This is a genomic window from Pyxidicoccus fallax (assembly GCF_012933655.1).
GTDB classification, from domain to species: Bacteria; Myxococcota; Myxococcia; order Myxococcales; family Myxococcaceae; genus Myxococcus; species Myxococcus fallax.
Genome location: NZ_JABBJJ010000057.1, coordinates 17,056 through 30,881 on the forward strand (window position 1 = coordinate 17,056; position 13,826 = coordinate 30,881).

A 13,826-nucleotide genomic window follows, 5' to 3' on the forward strand; every position below is an offset into this window, starting at 1 on the left:
TGCACCCCATGCACCGACTCTTCTTCTCCCGGCGGGCGGAGCGCCAGCTCCAAAGACTTCCGGGCGAGGTGCGCGTGCACCTCGAGACCCATCTGGAGAACCTGTCGCTGCTGATGGGGAGCGCGGCGCCGCTGACGCCCGTGCTGGAGCGCCTGGAGCGCACGGAGGAGGGCTTCGCCAGCACGGTGGAGGGCATCCGCGTCGCGTTTGCCCTCGACACCTTCCTGCGCGTCCTCCTCGTCCACTCCCTGGAGCCGGTGGCGGACGAGGCACGCGCCTCGCGGCCCGAGCGCCGCGACTCCCTTCAGGCCCCTTGAGTGCTCAGAGCGCGCAGAGCAGGCCGGGGCCGGTGCTCGCGGGGCAGTCCGTCCCCCGGCAGTACGCGGGGCCGGAGTCCACCGCGGGGTTGCCCAGCAGCGCGGGGACGCTGACGCGGCACGTGCCGATGGACGCGTTGCCCGACGCGTCGCTCACCGAATAGGTGAAGGTGTAGACGCGGCCGTTGCCCAGCAGCGCGGCCTCGGCGCGCACGCGGGCGGACTTCCTGTCCGCGCTCAGCTCGATGTCCTCGCAGGTCACCACCCGCAGCAGCGACAGGGCGTCATTCGGCTCGTCGGAGGTGACGCGGAGAATCGTGCCGGCCTCGCCCAGGTCCAGCGTGCCACCGCAGTTGTCCGTCGCCGGCAGGGCGCACTCGCTCAGGGGGATGACGACGTGGCCGGAGATGGCCGAGGGGGCCAGCACCCGCCCACGGCTCGCGCCCGGGGTGGGGGCCGTGGCGTCCACCACCGTGACGGTGGCGGAGCAGGTGCTGGAGGACGCGCCGTCCGACACGGTGAGGTGCACGGGCGTGCTGCCCACGGTGAAGGGCCCCTGGGGGCTCTGCACGGCGGTGAAGGGGCCGGGCTGCCCATCCGGGTCCCTGGAGCCCGCGTCGATGGAGGCCGGCGCCTGACACGCCGCGTCCGCGACGACGGTGACGTCCTCACACACGGCGACGGGCTCCTGGTTGGTGGAGCAGGGGACGGCGAAGGTGAAGGAGCCGACGTTGTTGAGCTCGTCATCCTCCGGGAAGAACCGGTCGTCGTCGGCGATGACGAAGATGTCGCGGGTGCCCTCCGGCACGGTGAAGGTGCGCTCGAAGGGGTAGGGCTCGCGGCCATAGAGCCAGGGCACCTCCACGCTGCCCAGCAGGACACCGCCCTCCGCCGGGTCACCCGCGTAGATGCCCGTGCGCGAGGCGGAGATGCCGGTGGCGCCCAGGTTCTGCGTGGTCGCCGTCAGGCGCAGCGTGGTGCCCTCGCACGTCGCGGACACGTTCTCGGTGGCGAGGTCCAGGCCGGTGCGGTGCTGTGCCAGCGCGACGTTGTCGACGCCCGCGGCTGCGCCTCCGAGGACGAGCAGTGCGACGAGGGTGGGGTTGCGATGACCGCGGAACATGGCTTGCTCTCTCCTGGCATGCTGGAAAGCATGCGTGAGGGTGTACTCGCCTCTTGTCGCGTCCACCGCGGGGTGGATCGCGCGTGCGGCTCAAGAGGGGGAGAGAGTCCATGAATCGGCCCGGTCCGTGAGACCACGGACCGGGGGTACGGCTACCGCGAGTGCGACGCCCGGGCCGTGCAGGCGTCTGGCGCATGACGGCCCAGCGGAGCGCACCTCGCGCTCAGTGCGCGCCTTCCACGTACAGGCGCTTGTGGTCGCGAATCTCCGTGAGTCGGAACGCACCTGGGGCGGGAGCGACCGGCTCGGGGGCATCCGCGGGCAGCTTCATCAGGCGCTCGTACTCCTCGATGGAGACGCGCTCGCGGCGGGCGAGCACGGACTCCAGGTCCGCGCGGGCCATGCGCTCCGCGGCCTTCTCGCCGACGACGCCCGAGTAGAACTCGGCCATGCAGCCGCTGCCGTACGACAGCAGGCCGATGCGCTGCCCCGCGAGCTGCGTACCCTCGCGCTGGAGCAGGCCCGCCAGCGCCAGGTAGAGCGACGCGGTGTACACGTTGCCGATGCGCGCGTTCAGCCCCAGCGACGTGGACACCTGCGCGTCGTAGCTCGCCGGGGACTTCGCCACCTCCTCGCGCGCCTCCGGAGCGCTGGGGGCCGGGCCCACCGCGTCCTCCAAATCACACAGCCGCAGCTGCGTGTGCGCCTTGCGGGCCATCTTGCAGAAGGGCACGTGGTAGGCGATGCGCGCGAGCTGCTCGCCGGGCAGCGTCCCCGACCAGCGCACCACCCCGGCCGCGAGTGCCTTCTCGCGCCAGCCGCGGTACGCGCCGGACAGCGCCTCCAGGTAGCAGTTGATGGAGTAGTGCCCGTCCACCAGCGCCTCGCGCCGGCCCACCGGCCGCCAGAAGTCGTACACGTCCATGGTGCACGTGCCGTTGAGGCCCACGTCGATGGCCAGGAGGTCCGGCTGCTCGGAGACGAGCAGCGCCACCGCGCCGCCGCCCTGCGTGGGCTCGCCCGCGGTGTTCAGCCCGTAGCGGGCGATGTCCGAGCACACCACCACCGCCACCTTGCCCGCGCCGGCGCCGGAGGCAATCCACTCCACCGCCGCCATCAGCCCCGCGGTGCCGCCGTAGCACGCGTGCTGCGTGTCATACGTGCGCATGGTGCGCGGCAGCTTCAACAGGCCCTGCACGTGCGACGCGACGGGCTTCGAGTGGTCGATGCCCGTCTCCGTGCCCACCACCAGCATGCCGATGCGCGCGGGGTCCACGTCCTGCTGGCGCAAGAGCCGCGCGGCGGCCGTGGCCGCCAGCGACACCGTGTCCTCGCCCGGGTCGGTGACGGCCATCTCCTTCGCGCCCAGGCCCGAGGTGAACTTCGCCGGGTCCACCCCACGCGCCCGCGCCAGGTCCTCGATGTCCACGTACCGGGAAGGCACCGCCACCGCCAATGCTTCGATTCCCACGCGCTTCTTCATGGCACTCCTCGATTCCGTCTCTCGAATGGGGGGAAGGCTCTCGCCGCGCTTCAGGCCTCGGGCGGCACCAGCACCAGCCGGCCGGCGACCTCGCGGTTCTCCAGCCGGAAGTGGGCCCGGGCGGCCTCCGCGAGCGGCACCTTGTCGGTGACGAACTGCCGCACGCCGCCGGTGGCCGTCAGCCGCAGCGCCTCGTCCAGCTCCTGCTGCGTGGTGGCGTACGCGCCGAGAATCTCCAGCTCCTTCACGATGACGAGGCCCGGGTTGATCTGGACGATGCCCGACTCCAGGTTGCCCACCACGACGACGCGGCCGCCGGGCGCCATGGACTTCAGCGTCTGGTCGAAGGTGGCGCTGCCGACGATTTCAATCGCCACGTCCACGCCCGCGCCCTTCGTGCGCTTGCGCACGTCCGCGGCGAAGTCCAGCCCGCGCGAGACGATGACCTCGTCGGCGCCCGCGTCCTTCAGCGGCTGCACCTTCGCCTCGCCGGACGTCACCGCGATGACGCGCGCGCCGTCCAGCTTCGCCAGCTGCACCGAGGACAGCCCCACGCCGCCGCTGGCACCGGTAATCAGCACCGTCTCGCCCGCGCGGATGCGGCCGCGGGTGCGCAGCGTGTGCACCGCCGTGCCGGTGGTGCAGCACACGGTGGCGGCCTCCTCCCAGGGCAGCGACGCGGGCACGCGGCCCAGGCCCTTCACCGGCGCCACCATGAACTGCGCGTAGCCGCCGGGCAGCTCCTCGCCGAAGAAGCGGTTGTCCGTCTTGCACAGGCTGTTGCGCCCGCTCTTGCACAGGGCGCACTCGCAGCAGGACAGGCGCTGCAGGGTGGCCGCGCGGTCGCCCACCTTCCAGCCCGGAGTCTCGGGGCCCACGTCCACCACCTCGCCGGCGGCCTCGTGGCCGAGGATGGCCGGCACGCTGGTGCGGGGCAGGTTGCCGCGGCGGTTGATGACGTCGTGGTAGCAGACGCCGCACGCGTGCACCTTCAGCAGCACCTCGCCCTTGCCCGGACGGGGCACGGGGACGGTCTCCATCTTCAGATTGCCTGCCTCACCAAAGCTGCGCAGAACGACGGCCTTCATCTTCCGTGCCTCCGTGAAACCCTGATGTTTTCGTAACGGCGTGTCAGTGACCGACGAGCGCGTCGCGCTGGCCCCTGGAGTCGATGGCCCGGATGGCCGCCACCGTGCGGGCGTCCGGAAGCGGGGTGACGGGGAGCGACTCGGGCACCTTGAAGTCGAAGCCGGTGCGCTCGGCGATGGCGTCCTCGGTGGCCCACGGGTGGCGCGCCACGAGGCGTGCGCCCGCCGAGCCCAGCTCGAACACGCCGAGGTCGGAGATGAGCGTCACCGCCCGGCGAGGGTCCCTCGTGGTGGCCACCTGCACGGCGGGCACGAGGTTGCGGCGCGACTGACGGGGCACCAGCAGCACCGGCCGCTTCACCCACTGGCGCAGCGTGGCCGCGCCCGCCACGCCGGGGAACTTCGTCCTCGGGCGCTCCAGGCTGCCGCTGGCCGTCATGTTGGTGCAGCCGGCGCCGTCCACCTCGGCCGCGCCGAAGAAGACGGTGTCCACCCGGCCGCGCCGCGCATGGTCGAAGAGGTCGGGGATGGTGATTTCCGCCGTGCGGCCCTCCAGGTACGCCAGGTCCTCGGAGGAGGGATGCAGGGTGGGGAGGTCCGGGTCCAACGAGCCCACGCAGGCCAGGTACGTCAGGCCCGGCGCGTGCGTGGCGCGCGCCACGGCGATGGCGAGGATGGCCAGCGGCGAGGCGACGCCCGTGGCCACCACGGCCCCGTCGTCAATCTGCCGCGCGAGGAGGGAGACCACGGTCTCCGCCGGAGTCACGTCGACGGTGGCGCTCATGCGGCCCTCCGCGCCATCAGCGGCTGGAGGAACTCCGCCTCGCGCCCGGCCTCGGCCAGCGACAGGTAGCGCGACAGCATGGCGTCGTCGTGCGGGTACAGGCCCACGCAGCCGGTGGGCAGCGCGCCCTGGGGCGCGAGGACGATGCGGTCCACCTGGAAGCCGGGGATGGTGGCCCGGGGCAGCCGCGCCACGCGCTCCTCCACGGTGGCAATCACCCGCCGCGCCGCGCCGGCCACGAGCAGGTCCGTCGTCGGGTCCTCCATGTAGAGGTTGCCGCGCTCGTCCGCGGCGCGCGCGTGGATGAGCGCCACGTCCGGGTAGTACGCCGGCTCCACCGTGACGGGCTGGCCGGTGAAGGGGTCCATGACGACGCGCGGCGGCTCCGCCTCGGACAGCTCGGACACGTCCGCGTCCGGGGCGGGGATGAAGGGCAGCCCCATGGACGCGGCGCGCAGCCGCTGCACCACGCGGTAGCCGTCATGCTCACGCCAGGAGAGGGTGCCCTGCTCCATGGCCCGCTTGAGGCAGGGCATGGGGCGCACGCGGCCCTCCAGGCTCAGCGCGGCGAACGCCAATTCCACGCGCTCCAGGCATCCGCCCGCGACGAGGAACTCCGCGGGCAGCGGGTTGGGCAGCGAGATGAGGCCCAGCTTGCGCTTGCCCTGGGCGATGAGCTCCATCACCAGCGCCATGGGCGCGCGGCCGAGCATGAAGCCCCCTGTGGCCAGCGACGCGCCGTCGGGGATGGAGGCCACCGCCTCCTCCAGCGAGCACCAGCGCGCCGTCTTCATGGCGACTCCGTACCGGAGTCGGACGAGCCCGTGCCGGAGGTGGTGCCGGTGGGGCGGGGGACGACGCGCAGCGAGGACGTGCCCGGCTGTCCCTCCACGGCCGCGGCGGCGACCTGCGGGAAGAGCAGGTCCACCATGCCGTCGGCGAGCTGGTCATCCGTGAGGCGCCCGTCCGGCTTGAACCACTTGTAGATCCACAGGACCATGCCCAGGAACGAGAACGCGCCAATGGTGGGGTCCACCGGGCGGATGCGGCCCTGCTGCGCGGCCTGGGCGAAGGCCTCCTCGAGGAAGTCCACGTACTTCTTCTTCCGGGCGTCGATGAAGGCGCGCGTCTCGCCGGTGAGCGTGGCGTGCTCGTGGAGGATGATGATGACCTCCTTGGACCAGCCGCGCGTCACCAGCAGGATGTTGTGGCGCATGCACGCGCGCAGACGCTCCACCGGGTCCGCGATGTCCTGCACCTTCGAGAGGACCTGCTCCTCGAACAGGTCCATCCCGTAGTTCATGATGGCGAAGAGCAGCTGCTCCTTGTTCTGGATGTGGTGGTAGAGCCCCGCCTTCGTCATCCGGCACGCGGCGGCAATCTCCTGCATCGAGGTGCCCTCGTAGCCGCGCTCGCAGATGAGCCGCGCCGCCGTCTCCAGGATGGCCCGGTAACGCTCGCCTTCTTCCGGTCTCCGCCCGCTGTGCGTCATGGCTGTTCCTTCCGTCAGGCTGTAATTTTGAAGTTTCTCGCCACCTACCGACTGGTAGGTAACAGCAATCGACGCGGAGAGTCAATCCTGGATGTGCGGGCACCTGTGACGAGGGGTGCGCCGTTTGCTGGAGATTCAGGGAGTTACGGCTGCTGAGCGGGCCGGAGGGCGAGGGCTCCGTCCGTCATCGAAATGTCAGGCGAGCGTCCTAGGGTACGCGGCTCACCCCGTCGCACTCCCCGGAGACACACCATGCGTCGCCTCCCCCTTTGGGCCGGAGCTTTCCCCCTATTCGTAGCCGGTGCCGCATCTGCGCAATTCATCACGCCGCTGGAGGGCACCCGCTCGACGTCCGCGGACATCTCGGCGGTGGACGCCGTGACGAACGTCGTCAACGCGGACACCCGCCGCACGTACGGCTTCGAGGACTTCGACCACGCCATCAACCTGCGGGCCAACACCCGGTACGCGGGCTCTCCGAGCCGCGTGGACGCCAATGGCTCCGGGACGGAGACGTCGAGCATCACCGGCTCGCGCATCCAGGCGTCGGTGACGGCCTTCGCCGAGGGCGTGGCCGAGGCCCCGGGCGCACGGGGCTACGCGACTGGCAACGCGGACTTCTACCTGACGTTCCAGCTCGCCCGGCGCGTGCGCTACGTGGTGTCGGGTGACGGGCAGGCGTACTCGGACGCGCAGTCCACCTCCGGCGGCAGCCGTGGGGGCTCCGCGTCGCTGCTGTACATCGCCAATCTGGAGAGCGGCGTGCCCCTCCTCTCCATCGACATCGGCAACACGGACGCGGACTCGGTGCAGCGCCGTGGCTGGGCGCCCGCGGGGCCGTACACGCTGCAGGGCGACGTGTCGGCGCTGGTCGAGGCGAAGGACGTGTACTCCGCCTCTGCCTTCGCGTCGTGGAACCTGGACTTCCAGGCGTTCTGCGCGGCCGACTACGACACGAACGGCAGTGTGAACGCGCTGGACCGGGACGCGTTCCTCAACGCGTGGAACGCGCGCAGCCTGGAGGCGGACATCGACGGCAACCGCACGGTGGATACGGCCGACCGCACGATGTTCCTGCTGGCGTTCGGTTCCGGCTGCTGATTGCTGAAGGTCGGGCGCGGGCCCATCTTGGGGCCTGGCGCTGAACGACTGCTGCCCTGTCCGCCGCCCCCATGCGAGGGGAGCGGCGGGCCAGGGAGGAAGCCCCTTCACCTCCGACCGGAGCAGGAGCTGCGGGGATGTCCTCCGTGGGCTCGTGCCGGTGCCATGCGCACGTTGAGGCTGTGTCGCACGTTCCGCGTGAGGGAGCGCGGAGCGGGCCGGTGGAGGAGGCGAGCGATGGCAGCGGAGGAGCAGGCCGACATCGTCGTGGTCGGCGGAATCAGCACGGACTTCCTCGTGCAGGGCCCCCGCCTGCCCGGCCCCGGAGACCGTGTGGAGGGCCACCTCTTCCTGGAGAGCCTGGGAGGGAAGGGCGCCAACGGCGCGGTGGGCGCGGCGCGGCTCGGGGCTCGCGTGGCGCTCATCGGCCGCGTGGGCATGGATGCGCGGGGACTCGCGCTGCTGGAGCAGCTCGAAGGCGAGGGCGTGGACATCCGGTCGGTGGGGCGGGACGCGGGAGAGATGACCGGCGTGGTGCTGGAGATGGTGGACGAGGCGGGACGGACGCAGAGCCTCGCCTCGCCGGGCGCCAACCACTGCATGAAGGTGGCGGATGTGATGCGGGCGGAGGAGCGCATCACCGCCGCGCGCGTGCTGCTCGCGCAGCTGGAGGTGCCGCTGGACGTCGTGAGCGCGGCGGTCCACATCGCCCGCGCGGCCGGCACACGCGTGGTGTTGGATCCGGCTCCGGCGATGGACCTGCCGGAGGACCTGCTGGAGGCCATCCACGTCATCCGCCCCAACGCCAAGGAGGCCGAGGCCCTCACGGGCGTGGAGGTCCGGGACAGGGACTCCGCCCGGCGGGCCGCGGAGAACCTGCTGCGGCGTGGGGTAGGGGGCGCGGTGGTGGCGTCGCCGGATGGCAGCCTCGTGCTCTGGTCCGAGGGCGAGCTGTGGCTGCCGGACCTGGCGCTGGAGCGCGCGGACACCACGGGCGCGGGGGATGCCTTCTCCGCGGCGCTCGCCGTGGCCATCGCGGAGGGGGAGTCCCTGACCGAGGCGGCGCGCTTCGCCCACGAGGCGTCAGCGCTGGCCACGCTGCGGCTGGGCGCGCTCGGAGGGCTGCCCACGCGCGACCAGGTGGAGTCACGGCTCGCGCGGCTCGGGCCCTCGGGTGAGTGGCCCGAGTCGCCGCATCATCCTTGAGCAAGGGCGGGCCGTGACGACCCAAAGTGTTGCCGCGCACCTTTGTTGATGGTCGGGTGAGCCGCTGGTTGATGGCCATCGCCGGAGGCGCGTCTCAGCGCGCCAAGCGACTTGATGGACATCAATTTCCAGGTTGGCGTATCCGGTTCGACCCTGTCTGGGACTCTCCATGTTGAAGCGCCTGCTCATGGCCGCGCCAGAGAGCCCGCCGCCACCACGACAGTCTCAATCGTCGTGTGTGCCCAGCTCACAGATGCGCCGGCCGCCGACAAGTATCAGCGGCCCGCCACACCAGCAGCGCTCTCCGGGGGCGAGAGGGCGCGGGGCCTGAGGCAGCTCCGCGGGCTCGCTGCGGAGTTGGCGCAGCGCGCGGTCGCAGTCCGCGCGGACACGCCTGCGGCGCAGTTGCTCCGGCGTCTGTGCTGGGGGACAGGCTCTCCGCACGTGGGCACCTCCACGCTGAAGAAGGGGCGTCCGTGCCCCGCAGCGTTCGGCAGGCGTCAAGCACTACCTCCCCAGGGTGATTCGCGCGCGCCGCGCGAACCGTCAGGCTCGGCACCCGCTGGGGGATGCCATGCCGGACGAGGAAGAGAACAACACGCTCGTCAACGGGCTGAGTCCCGTAACGCAGAAGAGCAAGGGCCAGGTGGTGGGGTTTCCGGACGTGTGCCTGACGCCGGGGCCGAGCGGGCCCATGCCGGTGCCGTACCCCAACATTGCCAAGGGCGACTCACTGAAGGGCGGCTCCAAGAGCGTCACCATCAACGGCGCTCCAGTGTGTCTCTCCACGTCGCGCCTTGGCACGTCCACTGGCAACGAAGCCGGGACGGCAGGGGGTGGCGTCGCCTCCGGCAAAACGAAGGGCGCCGCCCACCCCCTCAGCTTCTCCTTCGACGTGAAGATTGAGGGTAAGCCCGTCGTGCGGAACGCCGACCTGTTCACGCTGAACGACTACAACACCGGGCCGTTCCCCATCATGCAGTCGCAGGGTGCGCGCCCGGTAGCGGGGAGGGTAGAAGAGCGCGAGGTGGCCCGGCCTGTGGCACGGTGCCCGTATTGCGGCAAGGAGAAGCACGGCTTCGACAAGATGGGGCGCGGCGGGAACCTCGGCAGCTCCGCCGCGCTCGGGCGGAACATGCTGGAGGGCCGGCCGCTGTCGGCGCACCCCTGGTACGCGGGGTTGTTCTCGCTCGCTGCGCACCACCTCATCTGCCTGGAAGCTCTGGAGAGCAGGAGGTGGGCGCTGTACTGCGTGCGTTTTGGCTACCACCCGGACCGCAGGCAGAACGGAGTCTTTCTGCCAATGACGATGTCTCGCGCGTGTGAGCTTCACGTTGCGGTCCACCGAGGGAACCACGCTGAGGGCTACGCGTTCGACGTCCATCTGCCCTACCCCAAGGCGGTGGGGCGTGAGCTGAAGAAAGTCGAGGACCTCCTGCAGCGCGGCGCGTTCTGTTCGGACCCCGCTGAGTTCGTTCGGATGCTGGATGCTGTCAGCGCGAAGGTTCTGAAAAGGGTCGCGAGTTTCACCTGGACCCTCACGCGGGACGGACTCGACTACGGTCCGGGCGGGAGAGGATGCTCGGGGCTCACGAGCATCCGGGAGAAGCCCAGCACCCTGGCATGCCCAAGAGAGAGACGCCACAGTCGAGGTCTCCGCTTCGTGAATCGTCCCCTTCGCGTTGGAGAGTGAGCGATGCAAACCGAGTATTTCGTCATCGAGTCAGCGCCGAACAACGACCATCCGCTTCTGGCGATGGATGAGGAGGTGGTGGGCTTGGGGAGACCGGAACCTCTCGTCATTTCGGGCCCGCTACAGTTGCGACTGGGCGCTCCAGTGCCGCGTGCCCCAGTGATGGTGGACCACCACGGCCTGCCGCAACCGGTGTTCTCAGCTCGAATCGTGGAGGCGTTGAAACCGCTCGGACTCTATGGCGTTCAGTTCGTTCCGGCTGATGTGACGGTGAAGCCGGGTGCCGTGCGGAGATATTGGGTGCTGCACGTCTTCAACGAGTTTCAGTGCCTCGACCGGCAGAGGTCCATCTATGAGTTCTTTCCTGGCCACGAGGTAGCGCTGAGCCTTGACAAGCTGGTGCTGGACGAGCGCGTGCTCCAGGAAATCCCGCTGGAGCGGAGGCTGCTTTTCGTGGTCGCCGAGTCGACCTCCACCTATGTCTTCCACCGTTCCCTGGTTGAGCGGGTGCTCGCGTTGACGCCGCCGCCGGAGGGGCTGCGCTTTATTCCCGTGTCGGAGTGGAACGACTCGGCCGGCTTCCGGTGACGGGCGACGCCCCCGCCCCAGCTCGAAGAGCGGTCCCTGGACGAGGGCGCTCACCGTGGGCTCCGTGGCCCAGGCGGAGGCGGTCAGTGCTTCAGCGCCAGCATGCCGGTGCTGGGCGCGGTGTCCTCGGTCAGGCTGTCTGGCACCAGAGCACCGGCCTGCGCGAAGGCTTGCTCGATGGCCTCACGCTGGTGCTGTCCCATCTGGTCCTGGATGCAGAGGGCGTCCTGCCCGGGGATGCAGCCGCCCATGTCCACCTGCGCCACCGCCTCGGGTGCCGGCATCTCCTGTGGCGCTGCCGGCTTCACGGACGCCGCGTCCTCGTTCACCAGGCTGCGCGAGTGGCCGCAGCCCGCAAGGCCCACGAGAAGAGTGACGGAGACGAGAAGAGTGCGCATGGTGACCTCCATGCGTGGCAGGTAGAGCATTCGTCGTGCGACCTGCGCCCTCGTGTCGAATCAAGGGCTTCGGCCTGCGCCTGCTGGGTTCTTCGCTTTCGTGGAGTGCTGGTGACCCCCTCACGACGGCGGTAGCCGGGGTGCAGTGCGCGCCTCTCAGACGGGTGGCACCGTGAAGCCCTGCACCTCGTGCTCGGGGTTGGCGTCCTGGTGGGCCATCGCGGTCGCTCTGCACACCCGCGAGCCCGACGCCTCTGCGCGGTTCGGCGCGATAGCCGCGCTGGATCTTCGGCCCCGGCCTCCGGCACCCAGTGCGCTGCCTGGGATTCCTCGCGCCTCACCTGGGACGTTGTGGGCACCGTGTCCTGGGCTCTGGGCGCGGTCAGCGGCGGGGTGACCCTCCTCACCAACCTGGTGGGCGAGGACAGGGGCGGCAGTTGGCCCTGGGACTCACCTCGGTGGTGCTGGGGGCGCTGACGGTAGCCTCCGAGTACGCCGAGGACGGGCTCACCGCCCGCTTCACGGAGCGCTGCACCCTGCCGACGCCCGCCTCCGCGGCGCGCTGAGCGGCTCCTGCATCAACACGGCCCGCCCTGGAGTCATGCCCGGGGTGGCCGCTGTGTGTCCAGGGTGCCGGCCCGTACCGCCACGGCCCTGCAATAGGAATTTTTAGAAGGCCAATTCGGCCGCCGTCTCCCGGCCCTCGCACGAGGACGGGGCGCCCTGGTGAAAGGACACTGTCGTATGAATCAGCACTTCCACATCCAGCCCATTCTCTCGCGCGAGGTCAACGTCATCTTCCTACTGCGGCGGCGGGCGCGCTGGCTCCGGCAGAGCAGCTCGACGCTCTATGGGCGCGGGTACCTCTCTCTGGCGGCGGCGCTGGGCTCGCACGCGCAGGCCGCGGCGCAGGAGGCGGAGGCGCGCGAGAAGCAACTGTACCGCCTTCTGGCCCAGATTCCTCTGCAGGCTCGCGCGTAGCCGCTTGGCGCGTTAGACCGCCTGAATGGAGTCCGGAACCACGGCCCGTGCTGGCGACGCCGGCCGGGCGGGGGGGGGGCGGTGACCACTTGCGGTCCTGAGTCACGATATTCGGTCCACCGGTCAGGGTGCGGCCGGAGACGCCGGCAAGCGCTAGTTCCCGCCGAACCACCTGCGCACAGCCTGTGTCGCGATGGCTCCAAACAGGGTCGCTCCAAGGATTTGGCCCCAGCGCCAGAGTCGCGCGGATCGCCGGTCGAGGATACCCTCCAGAACGGCGTGCTCCTTCACAAGGTCCTCGATGCGAGACGCAGCGCGCGCCAGCTCCTTCTGTAGGCGCTCGGTCTCCCCAATGTCACCCTTCCAAAACGGCAACCGTCGCCTGTAGTCCTGCGCTTTATCTAACTCGGTTCCGATATCATGCTCGATTCCGGCGATGCGCTCTCTTACCGCTCCGCGCATCTTTCGGCTCCGAGCGACGCTCGCCAGCCATTGGTTGAACTGGGTCTGCCAGCGCTCCATGTCGTCCTGCATCGAGAACCCCTGCTGTACCGCGCATGGTCCTCCGAAACGGAAGCGCGCCGCCCTTCACGCGTCAACTTCTTGACCGGCAGCCAGCCCTGCACGACGAAGAGACCAGGAGCGTCCACCGAGTCTCTCCCGGAAAGAGCCGCCACACCGCGATAGACGGCAGTCCACGTGTATCGCCGACACAGCTACCGCGTGAACTGCGGAGGCGGTAGCAGGTCGTCGATGATAGGCAGCATGAGGTTGTTGCCCTGGCGCGGGTGCAGGAAGTCCAGCAGGTGCATGAACTGCTCCCACGTCGTGCACTTCTGCATCAGCCGGATGACGTCGCGCAGGTGCTCCGCGAGCGCGGGGTGCCCAACGTCCGTCGAGAGGTGCTGGTGGTGGCGTGCCAGGCGGTTGCCGTTGGCGTCGATGGGGTTCCGGGCCTGCAGGTGACGGAGCAGCCCCGGGGCGAGTCGCTCGTAGACGATGTCGTTGGTGTAGTGGGCGATGACGCCCGGACGCGGCGTCGCGGGTCCATCCCAGGGCCACGCCTTCAGTCGGAAGATTCCCGCGTAGAAGGGGTCTGGGAAGCGCTTCACCCATGGGGAGAGTCCGGAGCTGAGGAAGCGTTCTGCCACCGCCTCACGGACAGCGGCGACGGTGGCCCCTGTCGTCATGGCGTCGAAGGCTCGGATGACCTTGAGGTTGAAGGCCGGAGACACCCACATGGCGTACGCATAGACGAGCTCACGGCAGACATACGTCCCGCCGTTGCGGCCCTCGTGCTGCTCCACGGGCGAACTCCTCACATCCGAGGAGTTTCGCAGTTCGGCGACGAGCCCGGACGCCATGTCGTTGCGCAGGAAATTGGAGGGCTGATGGCGCTTCTCACCGCCGGCCGCGCGGTGCAGGTCGTTGAGGCTGTACCTGCCGTGCGCGTCCTGTGTGATGACGACCTTCCCGATGGTGATGCTGCTCGGCTTGCACTTCGACATGTGTCCTCCAGGGACGTGGAGCTTCAGGGTGCCAGGAACACCCGTGGACGTGCATGTGACAGCG

General features: G+C 70.0%; 16 protein-coding genes. 7 read left to right on the top strand and 9 right to left on the bottom strand.

Annotation, left to right across the window (positions count from 1 at the left end):
• Nucleotides 1-8 precede the first annotated feature (8 nt).
• Nucleotides 9-317, top strand: coding sequence for a hypothetical protein (locus HG543_RS14975; protein WP_169345436.1), 309 nt, complete (start codon nucleotides 9-11; stop codon nucleotides 315-317).
• A gap of 4 nt (nucleotides 318-321) precedes the next feature.
• On the opposite strand, the gene HG543_RS14980 is transcribed toward HG543_RS14975, so the two are convergent.
• The 6 genes from HG543_RS14980 to HG543_RS15005 form a co-directional block, all read right to left on the bottom strand.
• A complete protein-coding gene (locus HG543_RS14980; protein WP_169345437.1) occupies nucleotides 322-1,440 on the bottom strand; it encodes a hypothetical protein in 1,119 nt (372 codons plus the stop codon).
• A gap of 223 nt (nucleotides 1,441-1,663) precedes the next feature.
• Nucleotides 1,664-2,923: a hydroxymethylglutaryl-CoA synthase family protein gene (locus HG543_RS14985; RefSeq protein WP_169345438.1), complete on the bottom strand. Its 1,260-nt coding sequence runs from the start codon at nucleotides 2,921-2,923 to the stop codon at nucleotides 1,664-1,666.
• A gap of 50 nt (nucleotides 2,924-2,973) precedes the next feature.
• On the bottom strand, nucleotides 2,974-4,011 hold the full coding sequence (locus HG543_RS14990; protein ID WP_169345439.1) for an alcohol dehydrogenase catalytic domain-containing protein: 1,038 nt from the start codon (nucleotides 4,009-4,011) through the stop codon (nucleotides 2,974-2,976).
• Nucleotides 4,012-4,054: 43 nt separating this feature from the next.
• Nucleotides 4,055-4,795, bottom strand: a complete 741-nt coding sequence (locus HG543_RS14995; RefSeq protein ID WP_169345440.1) for a CoA-transferase subunit beta — start codon at nucleotides 4,793-4,795, stop codon at nucleotides 4,055-4,057.
• Nucleotides 4,792-5,589, bottom strand: a complete 798-nt coding sequence (locus HG543_RS15000) for a CoA transferase subunit A (protein WP_169345441.1) — start codon at nucleotides 5,587-5,589, stop codon at nucleotides 4,792-4,794. The genes HG543_RS14995 and HG543_RS15000 overlap by 4 nt, the downstream gene beginning before the upstream one ends.
• On the bottom strand, nucleotides 5,586-6,287 hold the full coding sequence (locus tag HG543_RS15005) for a TetR/AcrR family transcriptional regulator (RefSeq protein WP_169345442.1): 702 nt from the start codon (nucleotides 6,285-6,287) through the stop codon (nucleotides 5,586-5,588). Before HG543_RS15005 ends, HG543_RS15000 begins: the two co-directional genes overlap by 4 nt.
• 378 nt (nucleotides 6,288-6,665) lie before the next feature.
• Between HG543_RS15005 and HG543_RS15010 the strand changes: the two genes are divergently transcribed.
• The 4 genes from HG543_RS15010 to HG543_RS15030 all read left to right on the top strand — a co-directional run bounded on the left by HG543_RS15010 (nucleotide 6,666) and on the right by HG543_RS15030 (nucleotide 10,875).
• Nucleotides 6,666-7,388 (top strand): GC-type dockerin domain-anchored protein, encoded by a 723-nt coding sequence (locus tag HG543_RS15010; protein WP_169345443.1) that lies wholly within the window; start codon nucleotides 6,666-6,668, stop codon nucleotides 7,386-7,388.
• A 237-nt stretch (nucleotides 7,389-7,625) separates the two neighbouring features.
• Complete coding sequence (locus HG543_RS15015; protein ID WP_169345444.1) at nucleotides 7,626-8,594, top strand: ribokinase; 969 nt, start codon at nucleotides 7,626-7,628, stop codon at nucleotides 8,592-8,594.
• Nucleotides 8,595-9,168: 574 nt separating this feature from the next.
• Nucleotides 9,169-10,287 (top strand): PAAR-like domain-containing protein, encoded by a 1,119-nt coding sequence (locus HG543_RS55315; RefSeq protein ID WP_246357027.1) that lies wholly within the window; start codon nucleotides 9,169-9,171, stop codon nucleotides 10,285-10,287.
• 3 nt (nucleotides 10,288-10,290) lie between these two features.
• Nucleotides 10,291-10,875, top strand: coding sequence for an imm11 family protein (locus HG543_RS15030; RefSeq protein WP_169345445.1), 585 nt, complete (start codon nucleotides 10,291-10,293; stop codon nucleotides 10,873-10,875).
• 83 nt (nucleotides 10,876-10,958) lie between these two features.
• On the opposite strand, the gene HG543_RS15035 is transcribed toward HG543_RS15030, so the two are convergent.
• Entirely contained in the window at nucleotides 10,959-11,273 is a 315-nt protein-coding gene (locus HG543_RS15035) for a hypothetical protein (protein WP_169345446.1), read from the bottom strand.
• 437 nt (nucleotides 11,274-11,710) lie between these two features.
• On the opposite strand from HG543_RS15035, the gene HG543_RS56315 reads away from it, so the two are divergent.
• Nucleotides 11,711-11,839 (top strand): hypothetical protein, encoded by a 129-nt coding sequence (locus HG543_RS56315; protein WP_281404405.1) that lies wholly within the window; start codon nucleotides 11,711-11,713, stop codon nucleotides 11,837-11,839.
• A gap of 178 nt (nucleotides 11,840-12,017) precedes the next feature.
• Entirely contained in the window at nucleotides 12,018-12,254 is a 237-nt protein-coding gene (locus tag HG543_RS15040; RefSeq protein WP_169345447.1) for a hypothetical protein, read from the top strand.
• 153 nt (nucleotides 12,255-12,407) lie between these two features.
• Here the strand turns inward: HG543_RS15040 and HG543_RS15045 are convergent, their stop codons facing one another.
• Together HG543_RS15045 and HG543_RS15050 are read right to left on the bottom strand one after the other, a co-directional pair.
• Nucleotides 12,408-12,788 carry a hypothetical protein gene (locus HG543_RS15045; protein ID WP_169345448.1) on the bottom strand — a complete coding sequence of 127 codons (381 nt, stop codon included), beginning with the start codon at nucleotides 12,786-12,788 and terminating at the stop codon, nucleotides 12,408-12,410.
• Nucleotides 12,789-12,970: 182 nt separating this feature from the next.
• A complete protein-coding gene (locus HG543_RS15050; RefSeq protein WP_211193937.1) occupies nucleotides 12,971-13,762 on the bottom strand; it encodes a P63C domain-containing protein in 792 nt (263 codons plus the stop codon).
• Nucleotides 13,763-13,826: the final 64 nt, after the last annotated feature.